At 58.7% G+C, this 25,875-nt stretch carries 24 protein-coding genes and 2 riboswitches; of the genes, 14 read left to right on the plus strand and 10 right to left on the minus strand.

Annotation, left to right across the window (positions count from 1 at the left end):
* Positions 1 to 15: 15 nt before the first annotated feature.
* The 5 genes from gyrB to PHT20_RS04895 form a co-directional block, all read right to left on the minus strand.
* Positions 16 to 2,619, minus strand: a complete 2,604-nt coding sequence (gene gyrB / locus PHT20_RS04875; protein ID WP_301019655.1) for a DNA topoisomerase (ATP-hydrolyzing) subunit B — start codon at positions 2,617 to 2,619, stop codon at positions 16 to 18.
* A gap of 50 nt (positions 2,620 to 2,669) precedes the next feature.
* Positions 2,670 to 3,776, minus strand: a complete 1,107-nt coding sequence (gene dnaN, locus PHT20_RS04880) for a DNA polymerase III subunit beta (protein WP_301019656.1) — start codon at positions 3,774 to 3,776, stop codon at positions 2,670 to 2,672.
* Positions 3,777 to 3,842: 66 nt separating this feature from the next.
* The gene (dnaA, locus tag PHT20_RS04885; protein WP_301019657.1) at positions 3,843 to 5,249 is read right to left on the minus strand and encodes a chromosomal replication initiator protein DnaA; all 1,407 of its coding nucleotides are present in this window, start codon (positions 5,247 to 5,249) and stop codon (positions 3,843 to 3,845) included.
* 213 nt (positions 5,250 to 5,462) lie between these two features.
* Positions 5,463 to 6,515 (minus strand): UDP-glucose 4-epimerase GalE, encoded by a 1,053-nt coding sequence (gene galE, locus PHT20_RS04890; protein WP_301019658.1) that lies wholly within the window; start codon positions 6,513 to 6,515, stop codon positions 5,463 to 5,465.
* A 59-nt stretch (positions 6,516 to 6,574) separates the two neighbouring features.
* Positions 6,575 to 6,781, minus strand: coding sequence for a hypothetical protein (locus PHT20_RS04895; protein WP_301019659.1), 207 nt, complete (start codon positions 6,779 to 6,781; stop codon positions 6,575 to 6,577).
* Between the two features lie 43 nt (positions 6,782 to 6,824).
* On the opposite strand from PHT20_RS04895, the gene rpmH reads away from it, so the two are divergent.
* Genes rpmH through PHT20_RS04925 form a run of 6 tightly spaced genes read left to right on the plus strand, consistent with a single transcriptional unit; the run spans position 6,825 to position 11,557 of the window.
* Positions 6,825 to 6,959 (plus strand): 50S ribosomal protein L34, encoded by a 135-nt coding sequence (rpmH, locus tag PHT20_RS04900; protein ID WP_006299042.1) that lies wholly within the window; start codon positions 6,825 to 6,827, stop codon positions 6,957 to 6,959.
* 58 nt (positions 6,960 to 7,017) lie between these two features.
* On the plus strand, positions 7,018 to 7,428 hold the full coding sequence (locus PHT20_RS04905) for a ribonuclease P protein component (RefSeq protein WP_301019660.1): 411 nt from the start codon (positions 7,018 to 7,020) through the stop codon (positions 7,426 to 7,428).
* A complete protein-coding gene (gene yidD, locus PHT20_RS04910; protein WP_301019661.1) occupies positions 7,425 to 7,709 on the plus strand; it encodes a membrane protein insertion efficiency factor YidD in 285 nt (94 codons plus the stop codon). The genes PHT20_RS04905 and yidD overlap by 4 nt, the downstream gene beginning before the upstream one ends.
* A complete protein-coding gene (gene yidC, locus PHT20_RS04915) occupies positions 7,706 to 9,421 on the plus strand; it encodes a membrane protein insertase YidC (protein ID WP_301019662.1) in 1,716 nt (571 codons plus the stop codon). The genes yidD and yidC overlap by 4 nt, the downstream gene beginning before the upstream one ends.
* A 24-nt stretch (positions 9,422 to 9,445) precedes the next feature.
* A complete protein-coding gene (gene mnmE / locus PHT20_RS04920) occupies positions 9,446 to 10,852 on the plus strand; it encodes a tRNA uridine-5-carboxymethylaminomethyl(34) synthesis GTPase MnmE (RefSeq protein WP_301019663.1) in 1,407 nt (468 codons plus the stop codon).
* 21 nt (positions 10,853 to 10,873) lie between these two features.
* Positions 10,874 to 11,557: a hypothetical protein gene (locus tag PHT20_RS04925; protein ID WP_301019664.1), complete on the plus strand. Its 684-nt coding sequence runs from the start codon at positions 10,874 to 10,876 to the stop codon at positions 11,555 to 11,557.
* 14 nt (positions 11,558 to 11,571) lie between these two features.
* On the opposite strand, the gene PHT20_RS04930 is transcribed toward PHT20_RS04925, so the two are convergent.
* Together PHT20_RS04930 and PHT20_RS04935 are read right to left on the minus strand one after the other, a co-directional pair.
* The gene (locus PHT20_RS04930) at positions 11,572 to 12,126 is read right to left on the minus strand and encodes an adenine phosphoribosyltransferase (protein WP_301019665.1); all 555 of its coding nucleotides are present in this window, start codon (positions 12,124 to 12,126) and stop codon (positions 11,572 to 11,574) included.
* A gap of 29 nt (positions 12,127 to 12,155) precedes the next feature.
* The gene (locus PHT20_RS04935) at positions 12,156 to 14,147 is read right to left on the minus strand and encodes a monovalent cation:proton antiporter family protein (RefSeq protein ID WP_301019666.1); all 1,992 of its coding nucleotides are present in this window, start codon (positions 14,145 to 14,147) and stop codon (positions 12,156 to 12,158) included.
* Positions 14,148 to 14,213: 66 nt separating this feature from the next.
* Between PHT20_RS04935 and PHT20_RS04940 the strand changes: the two genes are divergently transcribed.
* Genes PHT20_RS04940 through PHT20_RS04955 form a run of 4 tightly spaced genes read left to right on the plus strand, consistent with a single transcriptional unit; the run spans position 14,214 to position 17,177 of the window.
* Positions 14,214 to 15,215 (plus strand): KpsF/GutQ family sugar-phosphate isomerase, encoded by a 1,002-nt coding sequence (locus PHT20_RS04940; protein WP_301019667.1) that lies wholly within the window; start codon positions 14,214 to 14,216, stop codon positions 15,213 to 15,215.
* Positions 15,215 to 15,760 carry an HAD hydrolase family protein gene (locus tag PHT20_RS04945; protein WP_301019668.1) on the plus strand — a complete coding sequence of 182 codons (546 nt, stop codon included), beginning with the start codon at positions 15,215 to 15,217 and terminating at the stop codon, positions 15,758 to 15,760. The genes PHT20_RS04940 and PHT20_RS04945 overlap by 1 nt, the downstream gene beginning before the upstream one ends.
* The gene (gene lptC / locus PHT20_RS04950; RefSeq protein WP_301019669.1) at positions 15,757 to 16,374 is read left to right on the plus strand and encodes an LPS export ABC transporter periplasmic protein LptC; all 618 of its coding nucleotides are present in this window, start codon (positions 15,757 to 15,759) and stop codon (positions 16,372 to 16,374) included. The genes PHT20_RS04945 and lptC overlap by 4 nt, the downstream gene beginning before the upstream one ends.
* Complete coding sequence (locus PHT20_RS04955; protein ID WP_301019670.1) at positions 16,371 to 17,177, plus strand: SDR family oxidoreductase; 807 nt, start codon at positions 16,371 to 16,373, stop codon at positions 17,175 to 17,177. Before lptC ends, PHT20_RS04955 begins: the two co-directional genes overlap by 4 nt.
* Before the next feature lie 73 nt (positions 17,178 to 17,250).
* Here the strand turns inward: PHT20_RS04955 and PHT20_RS04960 are convergent, their stop codons facing one another.
* Positions 17,251 to 17,664 (minus strand): RNA-binding protein, encoded by a 414-nt coding sequence (locus PHT20_RS04960; RefSeq protein ID WP_300088033.1) that lies wholly within the window; start codon positions 17,662 to 17,664, stop codon positions 17,251 to 17,253.
* Between the two features lie 259 nt (positions 17,665 to 17,923).
* Positions 17,924 to 18,964: an SPFH domain-containing protein gene (locus tag PHT20_RS04965; protein ID WP_301019671.1), complete on the minus strand. Its 1,041-nt coding sequence runs from the start codon at positions 18,962 to 18,964 to the stop codon at positions 17,924 to 17,926.
* 67 nt (positions 18,965 to 19,031) lie between these two features.
* A riboswitch (glycine riboswitch) is annotated at positions 19,032 to 19,131 on the plus strand.
* A riboswitch (glycine riboswitch) is annotated at positions 19,132 to 19,243 on the plus strand. It begins immediately after the preceding riboswitch.
* A 52-nt stretch (positions 19,244 to 19,295) separates the two neighbouring features.
* Here PHT20_RS04965 and PHT20_RS04970 point away from each other — a divergent pair.
* A complete protein-coding gene (locus tag PHT20_RS04970) occupies positions 19,296 to 20,558 on the plus strand; it encodes a D-amino acid dehydrogenase (RefSeq protein ID WP_301019672.1) in 1,263 nt (420 codons plus the stop codon).
* Between the two features lies 1 nt (position 20,559).
* Here the strand turns inward: PHT20_RS04970 and PHT20_RS04975 are convergent, their stop codons facing one another.
* Positions 20,560 to 21,762 (minus strand): ammonium transporter, encoded by a 1,203-nt coding sequence (locus PHT20_RS04975; RefSeq protein WP_301019673.1) that lies wholly within the window; start codon positions 21,760 to 21,762, stop codon positions 20,560 to 20,562.
* A 177-nt stretch (positions 21,763 to 21,939) separates the two neighbouring features.
* Between PHT20_RS04975 and PHT20_RS04980 the strand changes: the two genes are divergently transcribed.
* The 3 genes from PHT20_RS04980 to PHT20_RS04990 are packed head-to-tail and all read left to right on the plus strand — an operon-like array spanning position 21,940 to position 25,646.
* On the plus strand, positions 21,940 to 23,868 hold the full coding sequence (locus PHT20_RS04980; protein ID WP_301019674.1) for an acyl CoA:acetate/3-ketoacid CoA transferase: 1,929 nt from the start codon (positions 21,940 to 21,942) through the stop codon (positions 23,866 to 23,868).
* A gap of 42 nt (positions 23,869 to 23,910) precedes the next feature.
* The gene (locus PHT20_RS04985; RefSeq protein WP_300087786.1) at positions 23,911 to 25,002 is read left to right on the plus strand and encodes a response regulator; all 1,092 of its coding nucleotides are present in this window, start codon (positions 23,911 to 23,913) and stop codon (positions 25,000 to 25,002) included.
* A complete protein-coding gene (locus tag PHT20_RS04990; RefSeq protein WP_301019675.1) occupies positions 24,999 to 25,646 on the plus strand; it encodes a response regulator transcription factor in 648 nt (215 codons plus the stop codon). The genes PHT20_RS04985 and PHT20_RS04990 overlap by 4 nt, the downstream gene beginning before the upstream one ends.
* Positions 25,647 to 25,875: the final 229 nt, after the last annotated feature.

Below are 25,875 nucleotides of genomic sequence, written 5' to 3' on the forward strand. Positions count from 1 at the left end.
CCATATTGCCCCCGGTCAAATGTCGATGTTGCCGGCTTGCAAGGCGTTGGTTTCGATGAAGTCGCGCCGGGGTTCCACTTCGTCGCCCATCAGCATGGTGAACACGCGGTCAGCTTCAATGGCATCGTCAATTTGCACGCGCAGCAGGGTGCGCACGGTCGGGTCCATGGTGGTTTCCCAGAGCTGCTCAGGGTTCATTTCGCCCAAGCCTTTGTAACGCTGGCGTGACGAGGCTCGCTCGGCCTCGGCAATCAGCCAAGCCACGGCTTCGCGGAAATCGGCTACTTTTTGCTCTTTTTGGCGCTCGCCTTCACCGCGGGTGACTTTGGCACCGGCGCTGAGCAAGCCTTTGAAGGTTTTGGCGGTTTCAGCCAGGGCAGCGTAGTCGGCCCCATGGACAAAGTCTTGCGTCAGCACACTGCTTTTGATGTTGCCATGCAGACGGCGGCTGATGCGCAAAATGGGTTTGTCGGTGCGCACGTCAAATTCACCGGCCACTTCGGCATCGGGCAAAAAGGCTTGCAACGCGGCTGCAGATGCTTCGGCATCGGCCACGGTGTCGAGGTTAAGCGCCACACCATCGGCAATAGCGCGCAAGGCGGACACATCTAAAAAGTGAGCTAGCCGCGCAATGATGGCCTGGGCTTGCTGGTGTTTTTTAGCTAATTCTGCCAAGGGCTCGCCAGTCAAGGGTGTGCTGTTTTCACCACCGGTGTGCACGCTGGCGTTGACCAAGGCCACCCGCAGCAAAAAGGTGTCAAGGTCAGCTGGGCCTTGCAAATAGAGTTCTTCGCGCCCGGCTTTCACCTTGTAGAGCGGCGGCTGGGCAATGTAAATGTGGCCACGCTCCACCAGCTCAGGCATCTGGCGGTAGAAAAACGTCAGCAGCAAGGTGCGGATGTGCGCTCCGTCAACGTCGGCATCGGTCATGATGATGATGCGGTGGTAGCGCAGCTTGGCCACGTCAAAGTCGTCATTGCCAGTGCTGCCGCCAGCTTTGCCGATGCCGGTGCCCAAGGCGGTGATGAGGGTCAGGATTTCATTGCTGGTGAGCAGCTTTTCGTAGCGGGCTTTTTCCACATTCAAAATCTTGCCGCGCAGGGGCAGGATGGCTTGGAACTTGCGGTCGCGGCCTTGCTTGGCGGAGCCACCGGCGGAGTCGCCCTCGACGATGTAAATCTCGCACAGTGCCGGGTCTTTTTCCTGGCAGTCGGCCAGTTTGCCGGGCAAGCCCATGCCATCTAAAACGCCTTTGCGGCGGGTCATGTCGCGGGCTTTGCGGGCGGCTTCGCGGGCACGGGCGGCCTCGATGATTTTGCCAACGATGATCTTGGCATCTGCCGGGCGTTCTTGCAGGTAATCAAACAGCAGCTTGCTCACAATGTCTTCCACCGGGCCGCGCACTTCACTGGAAACCAGCTTGTCTTTGGTCTGGCTGCTGAACTTGGGTTCGGGCACCTTGACCGAGAGCACGCAGGTTAGGCCTTCACGCATGTCGTCGCCGGTGACTTCTACTTTGGCTTTCTTGGCTAGCTCGTTGTCGTCAATGTATTTGTTGATGACCCGTGTCATGCCGGCACGCAGGCCGGTGAGGTGGGTGCCGCCGTCGCGCTGGGGAATGTTGTTGGTGAAACACAGCACTTGTTCGTTGTAGCCGCTGTTCCATTGCATCGCCACTTCAACGCCAATGTTGGTGGCTTGGTCGCTTTGGCGGTCACCCATGGCGTGAAAAATGTTGGGGTTGAGGATGGTTTTGCCTTTGTTGATGAAGTTCACAAAGCCGCGCACGCCATCGGCACCGGAAAAGTCGTCTTCTTTGCCACTGCGCTCGTCTTTCAGACGAATGCGCACGCCGTTGTTCAAAAAGCTCAACTCGCGCAGGCGTTTGGCCAGCACTTCGTAGTGAAAGTCGTTGTTTTCTTTGAAGATGTCGGTGTCGGGCAAAAAGTGCACTTCGGTGCCCCGGCGTTCGGTTTCGCCGGTGATCTTCATCGGCGAGACCTCCACGCCGCCCACCATCTCAGTCAAGCGGTTTTGCACAAAGCCTTTGCTGAATTCAAGCACATGCACTTTGCCGTCGCGGCGCACGGTCAGGCGCAGCATTTTGCTCAGGGCGTTGACGCAGCTCACGCCCACGCCGTGCAGGCCGCCAGAGACTTTGTAGCTGTTTTGGTTGAACTTGCCGCCGGCATGCAGTTCGGTCAGGGCGATCTCAGAGGCACTGCGTTTGGGCTCGTGCTTGTCATCCATCTTGACACCGGTGGGAATGCCACGCCCGTTGTCGACCACGCTGACCGAGTTGTCGGTGTGGATGGTGACCAGAATGTCGTCGCAATGGCCGGCCAGCGATTCGTCAATCGAGTTGTCGACCACTTCAAACACCAGGTGGTGCAGACCGGTGCCATCACTGGTGTCACCAATGTACATGCCGGGGCGCTTGCGCACCGCTTCCAGGCCTTCCAGAATTTGGATGGAGCCTTCGCCATAAGCCTCGGAGGCGCCCACCTGGTGCGCGTCAATGGTGGGCTGAAAGTTGGAGCTGTCTGCTGTGCTTTCGCCCGTGTGAACGGCATTTTCAGACGTTGGGGTGGTAGGCGCAGGCGTGTTTTCTTCGGTCATGGAGAGCTTTGGGTAAATAAATGTCGGCAGGGGCAAAGGGCGCGCGGGTGTCAAATGCGCATGGGCATGACGACGTATTTGAATTGCTCGTTGTCAGGAATGGTCAACAGCGCTGAGCTGTTGCCGTCGGAGAGTTCGATTTTGATCATGTCCTGGCTCATGTTGGCCAGGGCATCAATCAGGTAGGTGACGTTGAAACCAATTTCAATGCTGTCACCGCCGTAGTCAACGTCGAGTTCGTCCACCGCTTCTTCTTGCTCGGCATTGTTGGCGGCCACGCGCAGTGTGCCGGGGTCAAGGTTCAGGCGCACACCCTTGAATTTTTCGCTGGTCAAAATGGCGGTGCGCTGCAGGGTGGCCAACAGGGCGGCACGACCCAAAATGATGTTGTTTTTGTGGTTGCGCGGAATCACCCGGTTGTAGTCGGGGAATTTACCCTCGACCAGTTTGGTGACAAATTCCATGCCGCCAAAGCTGAACTTGGCTTGGTTGCTGGCAAATTGCATGTCTATCGCACCTTCTGCGTCTGACAGCAGGCGTTGCATCTCCAGCACGGTTTTGCGCGGCAAGATCACTTCTTGCTTGGGCACTTCCACGTCAAGGGTGGCAGACACAAAGGCCAGGCGGTGGCCGTCGGTGGCCACCAGGCTGAGCTGCTTGCCTTCGGCCACAAACAAAATGCCGTTGAGATAGTAGCGAATGTCGTGCACGGCCATGGCAAAAGACACTTGGCTGAGCAGCGCTTTGAGGGTTTTTTGCGGCACTGAAAACACCGGGCCAAAGTTGGCAGCTTCCTGCACCAGCGGAAAGTCTTCAGCCGGCATGGTTTGTAGCGTGAACTTGCTCTTGCCACCTTTCAAGATCAGCTTGGCGGCGCTCGACTCCAACGACACCGTTTGGTCAGACGGCATGCTGCGCAAAATATCAATCAGTTTGCGTGCGCCCACGGTGGTGGTGAAGTCTTCCACATCGCCACCCAGATGGGCGGTGGTGCGGATCTGAATTTCGAGGTCGCTGGTGGTGAGCTGCAACGCGTCGCCGGTTTTGCGGATCAGCACATTGGCCAAAATTGGCAAGGTGTGGCGCCGCTCCACAATGCCAGCAACAGCTTGCAGCACCGAGAGCACTTGGTCTTGGGGGGCTTTGAGAACAATCATGTCTTCCTCTTGTGGTGATTCATCTGGGGGGTATGGCGGTTATTTTCCCACTCATTGGCGCTGTTTTTAGCCTTTGAGGGTTTGCTCAAGCACATGCAATTGTTGGTTTAATTCGGTCATTTGCTGGCGCTCGGCGGCAATTTTTCGCACTGCATGCAAGACCGTGGTGTGGTCACGGCCACCAAACAGCTCACCAATTTCAGGCAGGCTTTTTTGCGTCAGCTCCTTGGCCAGGAACATGGCAATTTGGCGCGGCCTGGCAATACTGGCCGGGCGTTTTTTGGAGTACATGTCGGCGACTTTGATCTTGTAGTAGTCAGCCACGGTTTTCTGGATGTTTTCAACCGAAATTTGCCGGTTTTGAATCGACAGCAGGTCGCGCAATGCCTCGCGTGCCAGCAAAATTGAAATTTCTTTTTGGTTGAAGCGCGAATAAGCCAAAATTTTGCGCAATGCACCTTCAAGCTCACGCACGTTGGAGCGCACGTTTTTGGCCACAAAAAACGCCACCTCTTCAGGCATGGCAATGCCTTCAGCTTGTGCTTTGTTGATCAAAATGGCCACGCGCATTTCAAGTTCAGGCGGCTCTATGGCCACTGTCAGGCCGGAGTCAAAGCGCGACACCAGGCGCTCGTGAATGTCGGTCAGCCCCTTGGGGTAGGTGTCGCTGGTCATCACAATGTGTGACTTTCTGGCCAGCAAGGCTTCAAACGCGTTGAAGAATTCCTCTTGCGTGCGCTCCTTGTTGGCAAAAAACTGCACGTCATCAATCAGCAACAAATCGAGCGAGTGGTAACGCTCTTTGAACTCATCAAATGCCTTGCGTTGGTAGGCTTTAACCACATCGGTGACGAACTGCTCGGCATGGATGTAAAGAACTTTCGATTGTGGGCGGTCGGCCATGAGCTGATTGCCCACCGCATGCATCAAGTGGGTCTTGCCCAAACCGACGCCACCATAGATGAAAAGCGGGTTGTACAAATGCCCTGGCATGCCGGCCACATGCATGGCTGCTGCGCGCGCCATGCGGTTGGCGCTGCCTTCGACCAGGGTGTCAAACGTCAGCATGGCGTTGAGCCGGTTTTTAAAGGGCTCGGGGGCGCGGGGCTCTGCCGGGGCACTGATTTCAGCTGCAGCCACCGTCATCAGGCGTGCCGTCGGCTGGCTGCGGGCAATGGGTTCCCGAGGGGCAAGCGCCAAATCAACCGTCATGGCTTGGCCGGTGAGGCGCTCCAGTTGCAGCGCAATGCGGGCGCTGTATTGGGCTCGAATCCAGTCCATTTTGAAGCGATTGGCAACAAACACCGTGACTTTAGAAAAGTCATCGGCCACCTGCGCGGTGAGCGGTTTGATCCAGGTTTGAAATTGTTGTTCGGGCAACTCCAGGGCCAGTTGGTCAATGCAAGCCTGCCACACATCGGTGCTGGCGGAGGGCTCTGAAAAGGTGGTTTGTGGGTGAGGTCCCGCGGTCATTTTGAAATCAGCTTGGTGTGGATAGTTATAAATTGCTGCGCCATAGATTCTAATTTATCAAACGCTTATCCACAGCCTGTTTTGCACCTTCGGAGGTGGCTCTGATGGATGTTGAGCCCCATTCAAGCCGTTGGGGGCGCTTGAAGGTTAGCAGACGGTAGGTCGGCAAGTTGGCGATTCACCGCCTTGCTCAGGATGCAGCTTGGGACTGACTTAACTTTTCTTGTCACCAGCGCTTGCACTCAACCGGTAACCCTGTGGGTTTTGGGCTTGCCAGCGCCAAGTGTCTGCGCACATCTCTTGCAGTCCTAGCGTGGCTTGCCAGTGCAGGAGTTGGTGGGCTTTGCTGGCATCCGCGTAGCAGGCGGCAATGTCGCCCGGGCGACGTGCGACCACGCTGTAGGGCACGCTTTGGCCACTGGCGGCTTCGAAGGTTTTCACCATGTCGAGCACCGAAATGCCGTGCCCAGTGCCCAGGTTGACGGCAAGCCACTCGCCTTGTGGTTGTGCCAGCAGGTAGTCAAGTGCTGCCAGGTGCCCGGCGGCCAGGTCCACCACATGAATGTAGTCGCGCACGCCCGTGCCGTCGGGTGTGGCGTAGTCGCCGCCAAAGACCGATAGCTGAGCACGCGCGCCACACGCCACTTGGCTGATGAAGGGCATGAGGTTGTTGGGGATGCCTTGCGGGTCTTCACCCATGCGGCCAGACGGGTCTGCGCCCACCGGATTGAAGTAACGCAAGCACAAGATGCGCCAGCGTGGGTCTGAAGCGTACAGGTCTTCAAGCAGTTCCTCGATCATGAGCTTGCTGCGCCCGTAGGGGTTGGTGGCAGAGCGTGGTGCGCTCTCAGAAATGGGCAGCTGCTGCGGGTCGCCGTACACGGTGGCAGACGATGAAAAAACCAGCGTGCGGCAATTGGCTGCGTCCATTGCCTGCAACAGGCACAGCGTGCCAGCAACATTGTTTTGGTAGTAACGCAGCGGTTGCGCGACGGATTCGCCCACCGCTTTGAGCCCGGCAAAATGAATCACGGCGGCAAAGTGGTTGTTTGAAAAGAGCTGCGCCAGGCACTCGGGGTCGGTAATGTCACCCTCGACAAAGCGGATGGGTTTGCCTGAGAGCGTCTGCACACGTGCCAGCGATTCTGGAGAGCTGTTGCTCAGGTTGTCGAGCACCGTGACCGTGTGACCTGCTCGCAAAAACTGCAGCGCAGTGTGAGAGCCGATGTAGCCTGCGCCGCCGGTAATGAGGATAGGGTGGGTCATGTGTGTGGCGTTTATTCGAGAAAATCCATGGGACAGATGCAAGGTATTGATCTTGCAACTTACAGAAAAAACGCAGCACTTAAATCTGCGGCTTGTTCTGTTGCATTTTCATAATATACCTTGCGATTCCCTGCTGCAGCATGGGCAGATGGTGTGCCAAAAATGGCGAAATTCGCACCACTTGGAAAGTTTGCGATAATCCAAGGTTCCCCTGAACTGTTCAGGTGGAATCTGAACACCGAATTTGCTCTTGGCATGAAGCTCATGGCAGGGTAAAAACGCCCACGATCTCTCTGAGGATTTCTAAAAATGAAACGCACTTACCAACCATCCAAGATTCGCCGCGCCCGTACCCATGGCTTTCTGGTTCGCATGAAAACCCGTGGCGGCCGTGCCGTGATCAACGCACGTCGTGCCAAAGGCCGCAAGCGTTTGGCTGTCTAAGTGTCTGCGGGCCTGAACTGTTGTTAAGCGGTTTTGGGTTCTGTTTAGGCTAATTGTTTTGCAGCGCCTTAAAACCCGGCCTCAGTTTCAAGCTGTGTTGGCTGGAACCGTTTTGTCGCGCACACCGCACTTTGCCTTGCACTGTTTGGCTTTGCCTCAGGTTACGCCCGACATGGCTGCCAATGCGCCGTTGTTTCCCTCGCATGGGGTCTGGATGGGTGCCATGGTGCCCAAGCGCTGGGCCAAGCGCGCCGTCACACGCAACACCATCAAACGCCAGATTTATGCGGTGAGCCAAGGGGTTGAGCCGCCGTTGCAAGCTGCGGCTCACGTGGTGCGGTTGCGTGCGGGGTTTGACAAAACTCGTTTTATCAGCGCGACCTCAGCTGTCTTGAAAGCGGCTGTGCGCGCTGAGCTACAGCAGTTGTTTTCAGGCGTTCGTGTCCGCACGGTGCAGGGTGTGGCTTGATGAAGACCATCTTGATGGGCGTGGTGAAAGCCTACCGGTTGTTGTTGAGCCCTTGGTTGGGGTCATCTTGCCGGTTTGAACCGACTTGTTCGGTGTATGCCTTGCAGGCTTTGGATCGCTTTGGCGCGGCCAAGGGCAGTTATTTGACGTTGGCTCGCATAGGTCGTTGTCACCCATGGTGTCAAGGTGGTCTTGATCCGGTGCCTGAAAGTGGCACCTCGGTCACGCCCCGGTTGTTTTCCCGGTTGATTTCCTCTTCCACTCAAAAGAAGTCCTCATGAACGATATTCGTCGCACCATTTTGTGGGTGATTTTTGGTTTTTCCCTGGTCATGCTGTGGGATCAATGGCAGGTGTACAACGGCCGCAAGCCCACTTTTTTCCCCAGCGCGGTACAGAGCACCGCCACGGCACCCCAACCAGCCGGCGCTGCCAGCACCCCAGATGGCGTGCCAAAAGCTATAAATAGTGTAGCTAATAGTGCAGGTATAGCAAGCGCTACAGGTCAAAATGTCTTACAAAACAATGCACCTGCGGTGGCGCATGAGCGGGTGGTGGTGCATACCGATGTGTTCAAGCTGACCTTTGACACCGAAGGTGGCTCTTTGGTGCAAGTTGAGCTGCTCAAACATGCCGACATGGCTGACAAAGCCCGCCCGTTTGTGCTGCTTGATGACAGCAAAGACCGGGTTTATTTGGCTCAAACCGGCTTGATTCCAGCCGCCGGTGGCAGCGCCTTGCCCACGCACAAGTCGGTCATGACCTTGATGCCAGGCGAGCGCACGTTGGCCGAGGGCAGTCAAACGCTTGAGCTGCGCTTTGAGTCGGCCGAGGTGGGTGGCGTTAAGCTGGTGAAAACCTACACCCTGACGCGCGGCAGCTATGCAGTGGCCGTCAAGCATGAAGTGATCAACCTCGGCGCCACAGCGCTGTCGCCACAGCTTTATTTGCAACTGGTGCGCGATGGCAACAAGCCGGTGGGTGAGTCGTCTTTCTACTCCACCTTCACCGGTCCAGCCATTTACACCGAGGCTAAAAAGTACCAAAAAGTGGAGTTTGCCGACATTGAAAAAGGCAAGGTTGACATCGAAAAAACCGCGACCAATGGGTATGTGGCCATGGTGCAGCACTACTTTGCCAGCGCCTGGTTGTTGGCAGACGGCATGCAGCGCGACTTGTTCATGCGCAAGGTCGACACCAATTTGTATTCGGTGGGCATGATTGCCCCGCTGGAGAGCATTGCCCCAGGCGCACGCAAAACGGTGGAAGCCAAGCTGTTTGCCGGGCCGCAAGAAGAAAAATTGCTGGAGTCACTCACGCCCGGGTTGGAGCTGGTCAAAGACTACGGTTGGCTCACCATTTTGGCCAAGCCGCTGTACTGGTTGCTTGACACACTGCACAGCTTGATCAGCAACTGGGGTTGGTCGATTGTGGCGTTGGTGCTGCTGCTGAAAGTTGCCTTTTACTGGCTGAACGCCAAGGCCTATGCCAGCATGGCCAAAATGAAAGCGGTCAACCCCCGCATCATGGAAATGCGTGAGCGCCTGAAAGACAACCCGCAGCAAATGCAGCAGGAGATGATGCGCATCTACCGCGAAGAAAAGGTCAACCCAATGGGTGGCTGCTTCCCTATCATGATTCAGATTCCAGTGTTCATTGCCCTGTATTGGGTGCTGCTGGCCAGCGTGGAAATGCGCAATACGCCTTGGATCGGCTGGATTCAAGACTTGTCTTCGCCTGACCCCTGGTACATCTTGCCGGTGGTGATGGCGCTCACCACGTTGCTGCAAACCTCACTCAACCCGGCGCCGCCGGATCCGATGCAGGCCAAAATGATGTGGTTCATGCCGCTGGCGTTCAGTGTGATGTTTTTCTTCTTCCCGGCCGGTCTGGTGCTGTACTGGATCACCAACAACATCTTGTCGATTGCCCAGCAGTGGGTTATCAATGTGCGCATGGGTGTGCCGCCCAAGTTCCATCTGCCCAAGTTTTAACTTAAAGATTCCGCCAGAGCTGACATGAGCTTGGCGCGCCAGCACGACCCCATTGCCGCCATTGCCACCGCGCCTGGGCGTGGCTCGGTGGGCATCGTGCGTGTCAGTGGCAACCATCTTTCGGCTTTGGCTCAGGCTCTCTGCGGGCGCCACTTGACACCGCGCGCGGCCACCTACTGCCCATTTCTGGACGGGGACGGCACCGCCATCGACCAAGGCCTGGCGCTTTATTTCCCTGCCCCCCACTCGTTCACCGGCGAAGACGTGCTGGAACTGCAAGCCCATGGCGGGCCGGTGGTGCTGCAACTGTTACTCACCCGCTGTCTGCAGGCCGCCGCCCAGCTGGATGCAGCGGGTCAACCCCTGTTGTCACGGCTGCGCCTGGCCTTGCCAGGCGAGTTTTCAGAGCGCGCATTCCTCAACAACAAGCTCGACTTGGCACAAGCCGAAGCCATTGCGGATTTGATTGATGCCAGCACTGAAGCCGCCGCACGCAGCGCCACGCGCTCACTCTCGGGCGTGTTTTCGCAAGAAGTGCACCGCCTGCGCGACGGCTTGATCCATGTGCGCATGTTGGTCGAGGCCACGCTTGATTTTCCTGAGGAAGACATCGACTTTTTGACCCAGGTCGATGCGCGTGGGCAGCTCTTCAATGTGCAGCAGTCTTTGCTGCAGGTATTGAGCCGGGCGCAGCAAGGTGCGCTGTTGCGCGAAGGTATCAAGGTGGTCATTGCCGGTCAGCCCAACGCGGGCAAGTCGTCTTTGCTCAATGCCTTGGCGGGGGCTGAGTTGGCCATCGTCACGGCCGTGCCTGGTACCACCCGCGACAAAGTACAGCAAACCATTCAAATCGAGGGCGTGCCGCTGCACGTGGTCGACACCGCGGGTCTGCGCGAAAGCTTGGACGAGGTTGAGCAAATTGGCATAGCGCGCGCCTGGGAGGCCATTGGCCAGGCCGATGCCGTGCTTTTTTTGCATGACCTGACGCGTCAAAACGATCCTGAATACATAGCTGCTGATGCAAGCATAGCAAGCGCTATCGCCCAAAAACTTCATCAAACTGTGGCGGTCATTGACATCTGGAACAAGGCCGATGCTGCGCCCGCAGATGCCTTGGCAACCGGGCTGCAGCTCTCGGCCAAGACCGGCTTAGGTCTGCACGACTTGCGCCAGCGCTTGTTGCAGCTGGCTGGTTGGCAGTCCGCCGCAGAGGGTATTTTTATTGCCCGCGCCCGGCATGTGCAGGCGTTGAAAATGGCTCAAGTGCACCTGCAGGGCGCCCTGACGCACTTGAATGTGCCGCCGCAAGCCCTGGATTTGGTGGCTGAAGAGCTGCGTTTGGCGCAAAATGCGCTGGGTGACATCACCGGGGAATTCACTTCTGACGATTTGTTGGGTGTGATTTTTTCAAGTTTTTGCATTGGCAAGTAGACTTTTTTCGAGGGGGTGATCGTGGCACTTTTTGACTGGCTCAAAGCCAAACCTGTAGAAGCTCAAAGCTCGGGTCTGCCGGCCGACGGCCTGACTGTGCCACCCTCGCCAGGTGCACCCATGGCGCAGGCCACTGACCATTTGGATGACCTGAAATTCCAGCGACAAGAGCGGCGCGAGCATTTGTATGCGGTGGTGCGTGATGTCATGCTGCGCAGTGAGGTGTTGGCGTCCAGGTACAAATTCAAAGTGCTCTCGCTGGATGTGCGTGGCCGCCAGTTTCTGGTCATGATGGACTTGCTCAACACCGATGATTTGGACAGAGATCGTTTCATGGACATTGAGCGGCAAATTGCCACGACCGCCGCCCAACAGCACGACTTGCAGGTGAAGGCCGTGTACTGGCGGGTCAATCAAATTGAAGAGTCGATCAAGTCTGGGTCTCATGCGCCACACCCAAGCCTCACCGCATCACGTGCATTTGCCGCCAAACCGCCAGTTCGCCCAGGCTTTGAAGCCATCAGCCCGGAGGAAATTTTGGCCTTTCAACAAGCGGTCTTGGCCGGTACCCAGCCCAAACCCGTGATGTCGCCCAAGCCTGCCGCCAGCGCCACACAGCCCGCCACCGGCTACGAGGACACCCAGCTGCTTGAGCCAGATGATGCGGCCTCGCCATTGAGCAAAACCCAGTTTGGCGGGTTATAAGCAAGCATTGGGGTTCAACGTCCCTCAAAATCCACCAAGGTGAACAGCGCTAAGCCGCTGGCGCGGATTTTGGCGGAGCCCCCCAGCTCGGGCAAATCCACAATGGCGGCGCCTTCAATCACCTCGGCGCCGAGTTTTTCAAGCAATTTTTTGCCCGCCATCATGGTGCCACCGGTGGCAATCAGGTCGTCTATCAGCAGCACCCGGTCGCCCGGCTTGACGGCGTCGGTATGCAGCTCAACGGTGGCGCTGCCATACTCTAGCTCGTAAGTTTCTTCCACCGTGGTGAAAGGCAGTTTGCCTTTTTTGCGAATCGGCACAAACCCCACGCCCAGCTCATACGCCACCACCGAGCCCAAAATGAAGCCGCGCGCATCCAGCCCGGCCACCACACTGGGGCGGCGACCCGGCTCCATGTAACGCTGGACAAACGCATCAATCAACACCCGAAACACCTTGGCGTCTTGCAGCAAGGGGGTGATGTCGCGAAATTCGACGCCAGGAGCTGGCCAGTCGAGCACGGTGCGGATGTGCTCACGAAGGTAACGATTGACGGTCAAGTTCTGCATCTCAAGCCTTAAGTAAATTCCATGGTGGGTCAAAACGGCCCTTTAAGCAGCCGTTTTTCAATCAGTTCTAGTTTGTCAGCCTGCCCGGCCAACACCAGCACATCGCCATCCATCAAAAGCAACTCATCGGTCAGTGGCATCACTTGACCGGTGGCGCGGCGCAGGCTGACCAGCCGCACCTCCAGCAGCGCCAGATTCAGCTGCACCACACTGCGTCCGATGGCGCGTGCCGTTGCGGGCAGGCTGACGGTGCACAGCCGCTCTTGATGCACTTCGTCAACCGTGCCGTCATCTGCGCCACGGAAAAAGCCGCGCAAAATTTTGTAGCGTGCGTCGCGCTGCTCTTGCACGATGCGAATCACCCGGCGCATGGGCACGCCCACCAGTGCCAGGGCGTGGCTGGCCAGCATCAACGAGCCCTCAATCGCCTCTGGCACCACTTCGGTGGCACCGGCCTGCCGCAAGGCCTCCAGGTCATGGTCGTCAGAGGTTCGCACCACCACGGGCACTTGGGGTGCATGTTCATGGATGTGTGCCAGCACCTTCATGGCGCTTGGGGTTTCAAGGTAAGTCACCACCACCGCGCTGGCGCGCGCCAAGCCCGCTGCCATCAAGGCCTGCAACCGTGCTGCATCGCCAAACACCACTGAGTCGCCAGCGGCGGCGGCTTGTCGCACCCGGTCAGGGTCCAGGTCGAGCGCCATGTAGGGAATATTTTCCTTGTCCAACATGCGCGCCAGATTTTGACCGCAGCGACCAAAACCGCAAATGATGACGTGCTTGTTGCTTTTGATGGCTTGGCGGGCAATGGTGGTCATTTGCACCGACTCCATCAGCCATTCATTGCTTACCAGGCGCATCACCCACTGGTTGCTGTGCATCACGATGAAGGGCGTAGCCAGCATGGACAGCACCATGGCAGCCAAAATTGGGTTCAGCAGCTCGGGCGGTACCAGCTTGTGGGCTTGTGCCAGCGTCAGCAGCACAAAGCCGAACTCTCCGGCTTGCGCCAAGTACAAACCGGTGCGCAGAGCCACACCTTGCGTGGCGCCCAAGGCACGCGTCAAAAAAGTCACCACCACGGCTTTGTAAAGCACCGGTATGGTCAGCAACAGCAACACCAATGGCCAGCGCTCCAGCACCAGGCGCCAATCCAGCATCATGCCAATGCTGATGAAAAACAGCCCCAACAGCACGTCGTGGAACGGCCGAATATCAGTCTCAACCTGGTGTTTGTATTGGGTTTCAGAGATCAGCATGCCCGCAATGAACGCACCCAGCGCCAGGCTCAAGCCAGCCAGCTCAGTCAGCCAAGCCAGTCCCAAGGTCACCAGCAGCAGATTGAGCACAAACAATTCTTCGCTTTTGCGCCGTGCCACCAGGTTCAGCCAGGCGCGCATCACACGCGGCCCGCCCACCAGCAGCACGGTGATCAAGGCCACCGCTTTGAACAGCGCCCACAGCAGCGTCTCTGCCATTTGCTCGGGTGTGGCGCTCAGGGCTGGAATCAACACCAGCAGCGGCACCACCGCCAAATCTTGAAACAGCAACACCCCCATGACGCGCTTGCCGTGCTCAGACTCCAGCTCCAGCCGCTCGCTCATGAGTTTGACCACAATGGCGGTGCTGCTCATGGCCATGGCGCTGGATAAGGCCAACGCGGTGCGCCAGTCCATGCCCCAATGGGTGGGTGCCAGCAGCGCAAACGCCATGCTGGCACCGGTAGTGACCAGCATGGTTAACGCCACCTGGAACAACCCCAATCCAAACACATGGTTGCGCATGCTGCGCAGCTTGGGCAGGTTGAACTCTAGCCCAATCACGAACATCAGAAACACCACGCCAAATTCGCCCAAATGGCGCACCCCATCGGCATTTTTGGCCAGTGCCAGGGCGTTCGGGCCAATCACCACCCCCACCGCCAAATAACCCAACATGGGTGGTAGTTTCAGATAGCGGCACGCCACCACGCCCAGCACGGCAGCCAACAGGTACAACAGGGTCAGGTCAAGTGGGTTCACCCCCCAATGCTAACAACAGGCATGCGCCACATCTGCCCTGCGCAGCCTGCCCGATAGAATGCCGCCATGAAAACGACCCCTCTCTCAGCACTGCCGCTGGATGCCGATCGCGCCTTGGCCTTGGCACACACCACGCTTGACATCGAAGCCGCCGCCGTGCTCGGGCTCAAGCGGCATTTGGATGCCAGTTTTGCCCAGGCCGTGGGCTTGATGCTGGCTGTGCGCGGACGGGTGGTGGTGATGGGCATGGGCAAAAGTGGTCACATTGGCCGCAAAATTGCTGCTACCTTGGCCTCTACCGGCACTGCGGCCATGTTTGTGCACCCGGCCGAAGCCAGCCATGGCGACCTCGGTATGATCCAGCCGGTCGACGTGGTGCTGGCCATCTCCAACAGCGGCGAATCTGAGGAAATCAACGCCATCTTGCCCATGATCAAGCGCCTGGGTGCGCCCCTGGTAGGCATGGCCGGCAACCCACAGTCCACCTTGGCACGCTATGCCAATGTGTTCTTGAACAGCAGCGTCGACAAAGAAGCCTGCCCACTGAACCTGGCGCCCACCGCAAGCACCACCGCGCAACTGGCGCTGGGTGATGCGTTGGCCGTGGCACTGCTCGATGCCCGTGGTTTCAAAGCCGAAGACTTTGCTCGTTCGCACCCGGGTGGCGCATTGGGACGCAAGTTGCTGACGTTGGTCAGCGACATCATGCGCAGCGGTGACCAAGTGCCGCGCGTGCCTGGTTCGGCCAGTTTCAGTGCATTGATGCGTGAGATGAGCAACAAGGGGCTGGGCGCGGCGGCCATTGTGGACGAGGCGGGTCATGTGCAAGGCATTTTTACCGATGGTGATTTGCGCCGCCTGATTGAAAAAGGTGCCGACTTGCGCAGCTGCATCGCCGCGCAAGTCATGCACAGCCAGCCCAGCACCATTGCCCACGATGCGCTGGCGGTTGATGCCGCTGAGCTGATGGAGCAGCGTTGCATCACCAGCGTGCTGGTGGTGGACCCCGCGGGCGTGCTGTGCGGCGCCCTCAACAGCAACGACCTGATGCGCGCCAAGGTGATCTGATGACGCCCACCCTTCAATTCGCCCCCGAGCTGTTGCTCAAAGCGCAACCGGTGCAAGTGGTGTTTTTTGATGTTGACGGCGTACTGACCGATGGTGGGCTGTATTTCTCTGAGCATGGTGAAGCCCTCAAACGCTTTCACACGCTTGATGGTCATGGCCTCAAGCTGCTGCAGCGTGCGGGCATTACCCCGGTGGTGATTACCGGGCGCGACTCGGCGGCCTTGCGCGTGCGCCTGGCCGCGCTGGGCATCAGCCATGCCCACTTTGGCACCGAAGACAAACGCCCTGCTGCCGCGGCCACGCTTGCCACCCTGGGGCTGAGCTGGTCGCAAGCGGCTGCCATGGGCGACGATTGGCCAGACTTGCCGGTGCTGACGCGCTGTGCCTTGGCTTGTGCGCCGGCCAATGCCCAAGCCGATGTGCGCGCGCGGGTGCACCATGTCACCGCTTCGGCCGGTGGCCACGGTGCGGTGCGTGAGCTGTGCGACTTGCTGTTGGTGGCCAAAGGGCGCTACGCAGAGCTGCTACAAGAGGCCTTGGGATGAACCGCGTGCGCGCCCTGTGGGAGCGGTTGGCGTTGTATTTGCCAGTGCTGCTGATGGGGCTGCTGGCCATGGCCAGCTACTGGCTGGTGCGCAGCACACCCGCGCCCAATGTGCCCGAGCCAGAAACACCGCTGGTGCACGAACCAGATTACTTCTTGCGCCAATTCGCAGTGAAAACCTATGCGGCCAACGGCCAACTGAAAAGTGAAGTCAGTGGCGCAGAGGCGCGCCATTTCCCCGACACCGATACGCTGGAGATTGACCAGGTTCGCATTCATTCTTTCAACGAGCAAGGCCGACTCACCACCGCCACGGCTCGCCATGCCATCACCAACGGCGACGCCTCAGAGGTGCAGCTCTTTGGCAACGCACGGGTGGAACGTGCTGCCATGCGCGCTGCCAATGGTCAAACCCTGGCAAGTTTGACTTTCGCAGGCGAGTTCTTGCACGCTTTCATGAAGACTGAACGCGTCATCTCCCACAAGCCGGTCGAGCTGATTCGTGGCAATGACCGCTTTACCGCAGACAGCATGGACTTTGACAATCTCGACCGCGTGATGCTGCTGCGTGGTCGCGTGCGCGGTCAATTGATGCCCGGCAAATCTGCACCATGAGCAAGCCACTTGCGTCCTCAAAGCCCTTGGTGTTGATCACTGGTGCCTCCAGCGGCATCGGCCAGGCCTTGGCACTGCACTACGCCCAAGCGGGTGCCCGGTTGGCTTTGGTGGCACGCCGCGGTGATGTAATCAAATCATGGCTTGAGGCTTGTCAAATAAGCACGGATAGCTATGAAATTTACAGTGCTGATGTGGCCAATATCGACAGCACGGCGCACATGGCCAGCGCCTGCATGGCACGCCAGGGCGTGCCTGATGTGGTGATTGCCAACGCCGGCATCAGCCACGGCGTAGATTCATCGGAGCGTGCAGACCTGGAGGTGATGGCGCGCATTTTGACCACCAATGTGCTTGGTGTTGCGGCCACCTTGGGGCCATTCATTGCCCCCATGCAAGCGCGTGGTTCGGGTACGCTGGTTGGCATAGGCAGTGTGGCGGGCATTCGTGGCCTGCCGGGTCATGGCGCTTACTGTGCCAGCAAAGCCGCCGTCATCAACTACTGTGAAAGCTTGCGCGGTGAACTGCGCGGCAGTGGGGTCAAGGTGGTGACCCTGTGCCCGGGATACATCGCCACGCCCTTGACGCAAAACAACAGTTACAACATGCCGTTCTTGATGCAGCCGCAGGCTTTTGCCAGGCAAGCGGCTCAAGCCATTGCGGCGGCTGACAGCTACCGCGTGATTCCGTGGCAAATGGGCGTGGTGGCCAAGATGTTGCGCCTGCTGCCCAACGCCCTGTTTGACCGTCTGCTGGCCGGGCGCCCACGCAAGCCACGCCAAAGCTCACGTTTACCGGATTAAACCGCCAATAAAAAAGGGTTCCGAAGAACCCTTGATTTGATCAGGTCTAGCGCCTGACCGGTTGGCGCAGTGCTTAGTAGCTGCTACGGCCACCGCCGTAACCGCCGCCGCCTGAACGGCCACCACCAGCGCCACCGCCGTAGCCACCGCCACCTGAACGGCCACCACCAGCGCCACCGCCGTAACCGCCACCACCATTACCGCCGCCGAAGCCGCCACCAGAGCGGGGAGGACGGGGTTCCATGGGGCGAGCTTCGTTCACCACGAGGCCACGGCCACCGAATTGCTGGCCATTCATGGCTGCAATTGCGGTTTGTGCTTGGGCATCGTCGCCCATTTCGACAAAACCGAAACCTTTAGAGCGGCCGGTGTCACGTTCCATCATGACTTTGGCGCTGGTGACGGAACCGTGTGCTGCAAAAGCTTGTTGCAGATCTTCGTCACGGAAAGAATATGGCAGGTTGCCTACGTAAAGTTTGTTGCCCATGAAAGGACTCCTCAAAATAACTCAAAACGCGATGGAGTCCAAAACCGCAACAACCAAACCTGAAAAGACTTAGAGCAGACGTGAGACTGACATTCACCGCAAACCACACACTGTTTTCCTAAACAATGCGTGGCGCATGATACGACAGGTTTTTGTTTTTAAATAATTATTTTTACAACCCTTCAAAAAGTATGGCTCGGTGCACGCGGTTGCGCGTCACGGGCAACCTTGCCTTAAGCAGGCGCAAAAGCCGCGTGGGCTACACCAACTTTTTCAGCAACTCGGCTTTCTTCGCGTCAAACTCTTCTTGTGTCAAGACGCCTTTGCCTTTGAGTTCAGCGAGTTTTTCCAGCGTGGCAATTACTTCTTCGGCCTTTGTGTTCGCCGCTTGTGCCGCCCCCGCCGCCAGCGGTGCAGCTTGCAAACCCGTCGTCAGGTTGTGCGCCAGCACCTGGCCAAGTGCCACGCCTGCGCCCAAGCCCATGGCATCACCGGCCATGCCGCTGCCACCCCCACCGGCACCGCCTTCGGCAAATTTGGGGATGGCTTGCGCGGTTTGGTACTGCATGAACCGGGCCATGTCGTTGCCCACCATGCCCATGCCAATTTTCTGGTCCAGCACTTTTTGCAGCTCGTCGGGCAGTGAGACGTTTTGCACCGTCACGCACTCCAGTTGCAGGCCAAGGTTCACAAACTCAGGCGCCAGTTGCGTGGTCAAGGCTTGCGCAAACAGCAGCTGATTGGCGGCCAAGTCCAAAAATGCGATGCCGCTGGCGGCCACCGCGTGGCTGATGTTTTGCAGCACCAGGCCGCGCAGCTGACCGTCCAGATCGGCCACGCCATAGTCGCCACGCGTGCCAGAAATCTCGGTATGAAACCGTTGGGGGTCGCCCACGCGATAGCTGTAGTTGCCGAAAGCGCGCAGGCGCACCGCACCAAAGTCGGCATCGCGCAAGGTGATGGGCTGCGGCGTGCCCCATTTTTGGTCAATCTGTTGGCGCGTGCTGAAAAAGTACACATCGCTTTTGAAGGGCGACTCAAACAATTTGTCCCAGTTTTTCAGGTAGGTCAGCAGCGGCAGCGTTTGTGTGCTGAGTGTGTGGGTGCCCGGGCCAAACACATCGGCCACCTTGCCTTCGTTGACAAACAGCGCCATTTGGCTCTCGCGCACTAGCAGTTGCGCGCCGTTCTGGATTTCCATGTCGGCCATTGGAAAACGCCAGGCCAGCGTGCCCTCCGTGTCTTCTGTCCACTGGATGATGTCGATGAATTGCTTGCGAATAAAGTCCATCAAAGCCATGGTGTGCTCCTTGTGCGAGAGGCTGAAACCCCATGATACAAGCCAGGCCAGTTCCTGCTACATTTATCACCCGACACCGGAAGAGACTGTTTGCCATGCAGTGGCAAGCAGCACCGAAGGAGCAACCGCCCCGGAAACTCTCAGGTACCCCAGACCGGTGTCAACGGTAAATAATCTCTGAAGAGTGGCCAGGCTTTGTCATCTGGCCCACCGCAGGAGCAAGCGACAGAGCCGCCGGGGCTCGCGTGAATCTCTCAGGTCCAAAACAGAGGGGGCGATGGTTTTGAAGGGTCAAAACCGTCTCCACCCACGACTTTTTTGGACTGATTCAATGAAAAAAATCGCTGTCATTGGTGGCGGGATCACGGGCGTGACCACCGCATACGCTTTAGCCAAACGTGGCTTCACCGTCACCTTGCTTGAAAAACACCGCTACGCGGCCATGGAAACCTCATTTGCCAACGGGGGGCAGTTTTCGGCCTCCAACGCCGAAGTCTGGAACGAGTGGAGCACCGTGCTCAAAGGGCTCAAGTGGATGTTCAAAAACGATGCCCCCTTGCTAGTGAATCCGAAACCAAGTTGGCACAAACTGTCGTGGTTTGCCGAGTTTTTAGCGGCCATACCGCACTACCAAGCCAACACCATCGAAACCGCGCGTCTGGCCGTGGCTGCACGCCAGCATCTGTTTCAGTGGGCGGCCGAAGAGGGGCTGGACTTTGACCACAAAAAAGAAGGCATCCTGCACATTTACCGCGACAAAGCAACCTTTGACCACGCTGGCAAAGTGTCCGAATTGTTGGCCAAGGGCGGGCTGGAGCGGCATCCGGTCACGCTGGCTGAAATGCGCCAGATCGAGCCCACCTTGGCGGGTCAGTACTATGGTGGCTATTTCACGCAAAGCGACTCCACGGGCGACATTCACAAGTTCACCACTGGCATGGCGCAAGCTGCGCAGCGCTTGGGGGTGACCACGCTTTACGGTCAAGACATCACGGCAGTTCGCACCGACGGCAGCACCGTCACGATCACGGCCAATTCAGACCAGGGCGAACAACAGCGCGTGTTTGATGGCGTGGTGGTGTGTGCCGGCACCGCCAGCCGCGACTTGGCCAGCCAGCTGGGTGACCGGGTCAATATTTACCCAGTCAAAGGCTATTCGATCACCGTCAATTTGCTTGACGAGGCTAGCCGCAAGGGCGCACCGGTGGTGAGTTTGCTTGACGACGATACCAAGCTGGTCACCAGCCGCTTGGGCGACGACCGCCTGCGCGTGGCGGGCACCGCTGAATTCAATGGTTACAACCGCGACATTCGCGCCGACCGCATCAAACCCCTGGTGGATTGGGTGCAGCAATGCTTTCCGGCCGTGCGCACCGAGAGCGTGGTGCCTTGGGCTGGCCTGCGCCCCATGATGCCCAACCTGATGCCACGGGTGGGGCGTGGCCGTGCCGCTTGTGTGTTTTACAACACCGGCCACGGCCACCTGGGGTTGACGCTGTCGGCCATGACCGCCGACATGATTGGCAACATCGTGGCAAACGCCATGGGCGCCGTCAGCCCGAAGGTGTTCACAACCCAGCCGCTGCATTCGTAACTTACCAACTGGCCTCACGGTCGGGCGTGGCGCTGATTTTGTGGATGGACAAATCAGCCCCGTCATACTCTTCTTCTTGACTCAAGCGCAAACCCAGCGTGCGCTTGAGCGTGCCATACACCAGCAGCCCGCCCACCGCTGCCCACGCCACGCCCATGACTGTGCCCAGCACCTGCGCTGTCAGGCTCACACCACCCAAGCCACCCAGTGCCTGGCTGCCAAACAAGCCCGCAGCCAAGCCGCCCCAGGTGCCACACAAGCCGTGCAGCGGCCAAACGCCCAGCACATCGTCAATCTTCCACTTGTTTTGCGTCAGGGTGAACATGCTCACAAACAGTGCGCCAGCCACCAGACCCACCACCAAAGCACCAAATGGGTGCATGACGTCTGAGCCGGCACACACCGCCACCAACCCAGCCAGCGGGCCGTTGTGCACAAAGCCCGGGTCGTTTTTGCCCACCACCAGCGCCGCCAGCGTGCCGCCCACCATGGCCATGAGGGAATTCACGGCCACCAGGCCCGATATTTTGTCCAGCGTTTGAGCACTCATCACGTTAAAACCAAACCAGCCTACCGTCAAAATCCAGGCGCCCAGCGCCAAAAACGGAATGCTGCTGGGTGGGTGCGCTGACATGCCGCCGTCTTTGCGGTAGCGATTGGCGCGCGCGCCCAGCAGCATCACGGCCGGCAGTGCAATCCAACCACCCACCGCATGCACCACCACGCTGCCCGCAAAGTCATGAAACTCGGCCCCGGTCAGATGCTTCAGCCAGGCCTGCACGCCAAAGTGCTGGTTCCAGGCGATGCCTTCAAAAAAGGGGTAGACAAAGCCGACGATCACCGCTGTGGCAATCAACTGTGGCCAAAACCGGGCGCGCTCGGCTATGCCGCCCGAGATGATGGCGGGTATGGCGGCGGCAAAGGTCAGCAAAAAGAAAAACTTCACCAGCTCGTAGCCATTTTTGGCGGCCAGCTCTTGCGCACCCACAAAGAAATGGGTGCCATAGGCCACGCCGTAGCCGACCGCAAAATAAACCACCGTGCTGATGGAGAAATCGACCAAAATTTTCACCAAGGCATTGACCTGGTTTTTGCGCCGCACCGTGCCCAGCTCCAAAAACGCAAAACCCGCATGCATGGCCAGCACCATCACTGCGCCAAGAAGAATGAACAGGGTGTCTGCGCCCTGTTTGAGTGCTTCCATGAGAACCTCTTGAGATAAATTGTTTTGATTTGGTGCGTATGGGCTGGTTTAAGAGCCAACGCACCAAATAAAAGCAAAAAACGCGCCAATCTTGTGCTTCGTCGAGCGATGGCGGTTTTCTATACTCGGTGCCAACATTTGCGACGCCGCATCCTGTTATTTTTTCTGGAGTTCCTCATGCGTAAAAAAGTGGTCTCGGCCGCGCAAGCCATTGCCTTGGTGCGAGAAGGTGACACCCTGTGTTGCTCTGGTTTTGGTGCCAACGGCGTGCCTGTTGAACTGATTTTGGCGCTGGAGAAGCGGTTTTTAGACACCGGTGCCCCGCTCAACCTGACCCTGCTGTTTGGTGGAGGCCCGGGCGACGCGGCGCAAGGTGGCCTGAACCGCCTGGCGCATGTGGGCTTGGTCAAACGCGCGGTGGGGGGCCACTACGGCATGTTGCCGCAGTTGGGCAAACTGGCGTTGCAAAGCCAAATTGAGGCTTACAACCTGCCGCTGGGCGTGATCTCGCACCTTTACCGCGACATTGCCTGCGGCTTGCCCGGCACCGTGTCCAAAGTGGGTTTGGGCACCTTTGTCGACCCGCGCCAAGAGGGCGGCAAGATTGGCAGCAAAACCACCGAAGACCTTGTCAGCGTGGTCACCCTGGGCGGCCAGGAGCTGCTGTTTTACAAGGCCATGCCGATTTCGGTGGCGTTCATTCGCGCCACCAGTGCCGACGCTGAAGGCAACCTGACACTGGAGCGCGAGGTGTTGACGCAAGACGTGCTGGCCATTGCCACCGCCACCAAAAACAGCGGCGGGGTGGTCATTGCGCAGGTCGAGCGACTGGTGGAGCGCGGCTCACTGCACCCACGTCAGGTCAAAGTGCCCGGCATTTTGGTTGACTGCGTGGTGCTGGCCGCCCCCGAGAACCACCTGCAAAACCTGGGTGGTGGCTACAACCCGGCTTATTCTGCCGAGGTACGCGTGCCGTTGGATGCCCTGGAGCCCATGCCGTTTGACGAACGCAAAGTGATTGCGCGGCGTGCCGCTTTTGAACTCAAACCCAACGCCGTGGTCAACCTGGGCATTGGCATGCCCGAGGGCGTGGCGGCGGTGGCCAACGAAGAAAAAATCCTCAAATACCTCACCCTGACCGCCGAACCCGGCGTGATTGGTGGCGTGCCGGCCTCGGGCATTTACTTTGGCGCAGCCACCAACCCCGAAGCCGTGATCGACATGAACCAGCAGTTTGATTTTTACGACGGGGGTGGGCTCGACCTGGCCTGCCTGGGGCTGGCCGAATGCGACCCCCACGGCAGCATCAACGTCAGCCGTTTTGGCCCCAAACTGGCCGGTGCCGGGGGCTTCATCAACATCACCCAAAACAGCCGCACCGTGGTGTTTGTGGGCACCTTCACCGCCGGCGGGCTGAAAGTGGCGCTGCAAGACGGCCAGGTGCGCATCGTGCAAGAAGGGCGCGCCCGCAAATTTGTGCAGCACATTGAGCAAGTCACCTTCAGCGGGCCGTATGCCGCCAAAGAAGGCAAAAACGTGCTGTATGTCACCGAGCGCTGTGTTTTCAAACTCACGCAGCAGGGGTTGGCGCTGGTGGAAGTGGCGCCCGGCATTGACATTGAGCGAGACATCCTGGCGCAGATGGACTTCAAGCCCCTCATTGACCAGCCCCGCCTCATGGATGCGCGCATTTTTCTCCCTGAAGTGATGCGCTTGAACGACACCCTGCTGTCCATCAGCCTGGTTGACCGCATGCAGTTTGATGCCAAGCAAGGCACCGCCTACTACAACTTTCAGGGCTTGCACGTGCACAGCCCGCAAGACGTGCAAGACATTGCCCAAGCCGCCCGCGCGCTGTGCGCGCCGCTGGGCAAGAAAATTGCGGTGGTGGTGAACTACGACAACTTCCAGATCGACGAGGCCGTGGTGGACGACTACGCCGCCATGGTCAAAGCCCTCAGCGACGCCTACTACACCGATGTGGCACGCTACACCACCAGCGCTTTTATGCGGTTAAAACTAGGTGCGGCCCTTGAACAGCGTGGGCTAGCAGCTCATATTTTTGAAACCCCCCAAGAAGCCAGGGCGGCCACCCGCAACGCCTGAACCCACGTCCTGCACTTGTCAGCCCTTTGCCGAGAACACCCCTTGAACACCTCTGCTGCCCTGCCCCCCGCCAAAGCCAATGTGTTGGTGGTTGAAGACGAGTTGATTGTGGCGCGTGACATTGCCCAGCAGCTGCAAGCGCTGGGCTACCACGTGGTTGGCATGGCCAGCACTGGCGAGCAGGCGGTGGCCATGGCCTGCGAGCTCAAACCCGCGCTGGTGTTGATGGACGTGCAGCTGGCCAGCGCCATGGACGGCATTGCGGCGGCGCAAGCCATCCGCAGCCAGCTGGCCTTGCCCGTGGTTTTTTTGACCGCTTTTTCGGCCGACGACGTGCTGGCGCGTGCCCAGCTGACCGAGCCCTTTGGTTACATCCTCAAACCCTTCACCGAGCGCGAACTTGGCACTGTGCTGGCCATAGCGCTCTACAAGCACCAGGCCGAAGCCCGCCTGCGCACCAGCACCCGCCAGCTCAAAGCCTTGTCGCAGCGCGTGCTGGAGGTGCAAGAGCAAGAGCGTCGCCGCGTCGCCATCGAGCTGCATGACGAGCTGGGCCAGTCGCTGACCGCCATCAAAATCAACCTGCAGCTGGGCGAGCGCTACAAAGACCGCGCTCCGCCCGAGCTGTATGCCGAAAACCTGCGCATTGTGGAAGAAGCCCTCAAGCAAGTGCGCCACCTGGCCACCGGCCTGCGCCCCTCCATGCTCGACGACCTGGGGTTGGCGCCTGCGCTCAAGTGGATGGCCGAGCAAAGCGCCAACCGCAGTGAATTTGAAGTCACCTTTCACCATGAGCGCACCCAGGTGCGGCTGGCACCAGAAATCGAGACCGCTTGTTTTCGCATCGTGCAAGAGGCGCTGACCAACATCAGCCGCCACGCCCAAGCCCGGCATGTGGACATTGCCTTGCGCCGCGACGGTGCCGACCTGCTGCTGAGCGTGCATGACGACGGCCAAGGTTTCGACCTGGCTGCCATGCAAGAGCGTGCCAGCGCGGGTGGCAGTTTGGGTGTGCTGGGCATGCAAGAGCGTGCCATTTTGCTGGGCGGCACACTGAGCATCAGCGCCGCGCCAGGGCAAGGCTGCACGGTGCAACTGCGTGCCCCCTGGCGCAATCTGCCGGAGGCCGCATGAGCACAGTGCGCGTGCTGCTGGCCGACGACCACACCCTGGTGCGCACCGGCTTGCGCAAAATCCTGGAGGCCATGCCCAACATTGCCGTGGTGGGTGAGGCTGGCTACGGCCTGCAACTGCTTGAGCTGGCCGAGCAACACCGCCCCGACCTGGTGCTGATGGACATTGCCATGCCCGGCCTCAATGGCCTGGATGCCACCGAGCGCCTGTTGCACAGTCAGCCGCAGATTCGCGTGTTGATTTTGTCGATGCACCAAAACGAAGAATACGTGCGCAAGGCGCTGCGCCACGGCGCCGTGGCCTATTTGCTCAAAGACGCGGCGCTGATGGAGCTGGAGCAGGCCATTGAGGTGGTGCTGCGCGGCGAAACCTACCTCAGCCCGGCGGTCTCAGGCGGGGTGTTGAGCGACTACGTGCAGCGCCTGCGCCGCGACGAACCCGCCCAAGCGGCACTGACCGCCCGCCAAAGCGAGGTGCTCAAACTCATTGCCGAAGGCTTGAGCACCAAAGAAATTGCCCGTGCGCTAGATTTGTCGGTCAAAACCGTCGACACCCACCGCAGCCAGCTGATGCGCCAGCTCAACATTCATGAAGTCACCGGCCTGGTGCGCTACGCCATGCGCGTCGGGTTGATCAGCCCGTGATGTCAAGCGCACCTTGATTTATCCGAGCTGTCCCACACGATCAAGGTAAAACACTTTCAAAATGGCGTCTTCACCGTCGTGCGTGGCGGAGTTCTGTCAAACTGAGCTTATTCATGAAAGGATGTTGTGATGAATACATTGAGCCAGATTCAATCTGAGGTGGCCGCCTTGCCTGTCAATTTGCAGGGCGAGGTGCTCGACTTTGTTCAATTTGTCAAGCAGCGCCGTG

This window comes from Rhodoferax sp. (assembly GCF_028715765.1).
GTDB lineage: Bacteria > Pseudomonadota > Gammaproteobacteria > Burkholderiales > Burkholderiaceae_C > Rhodoferax.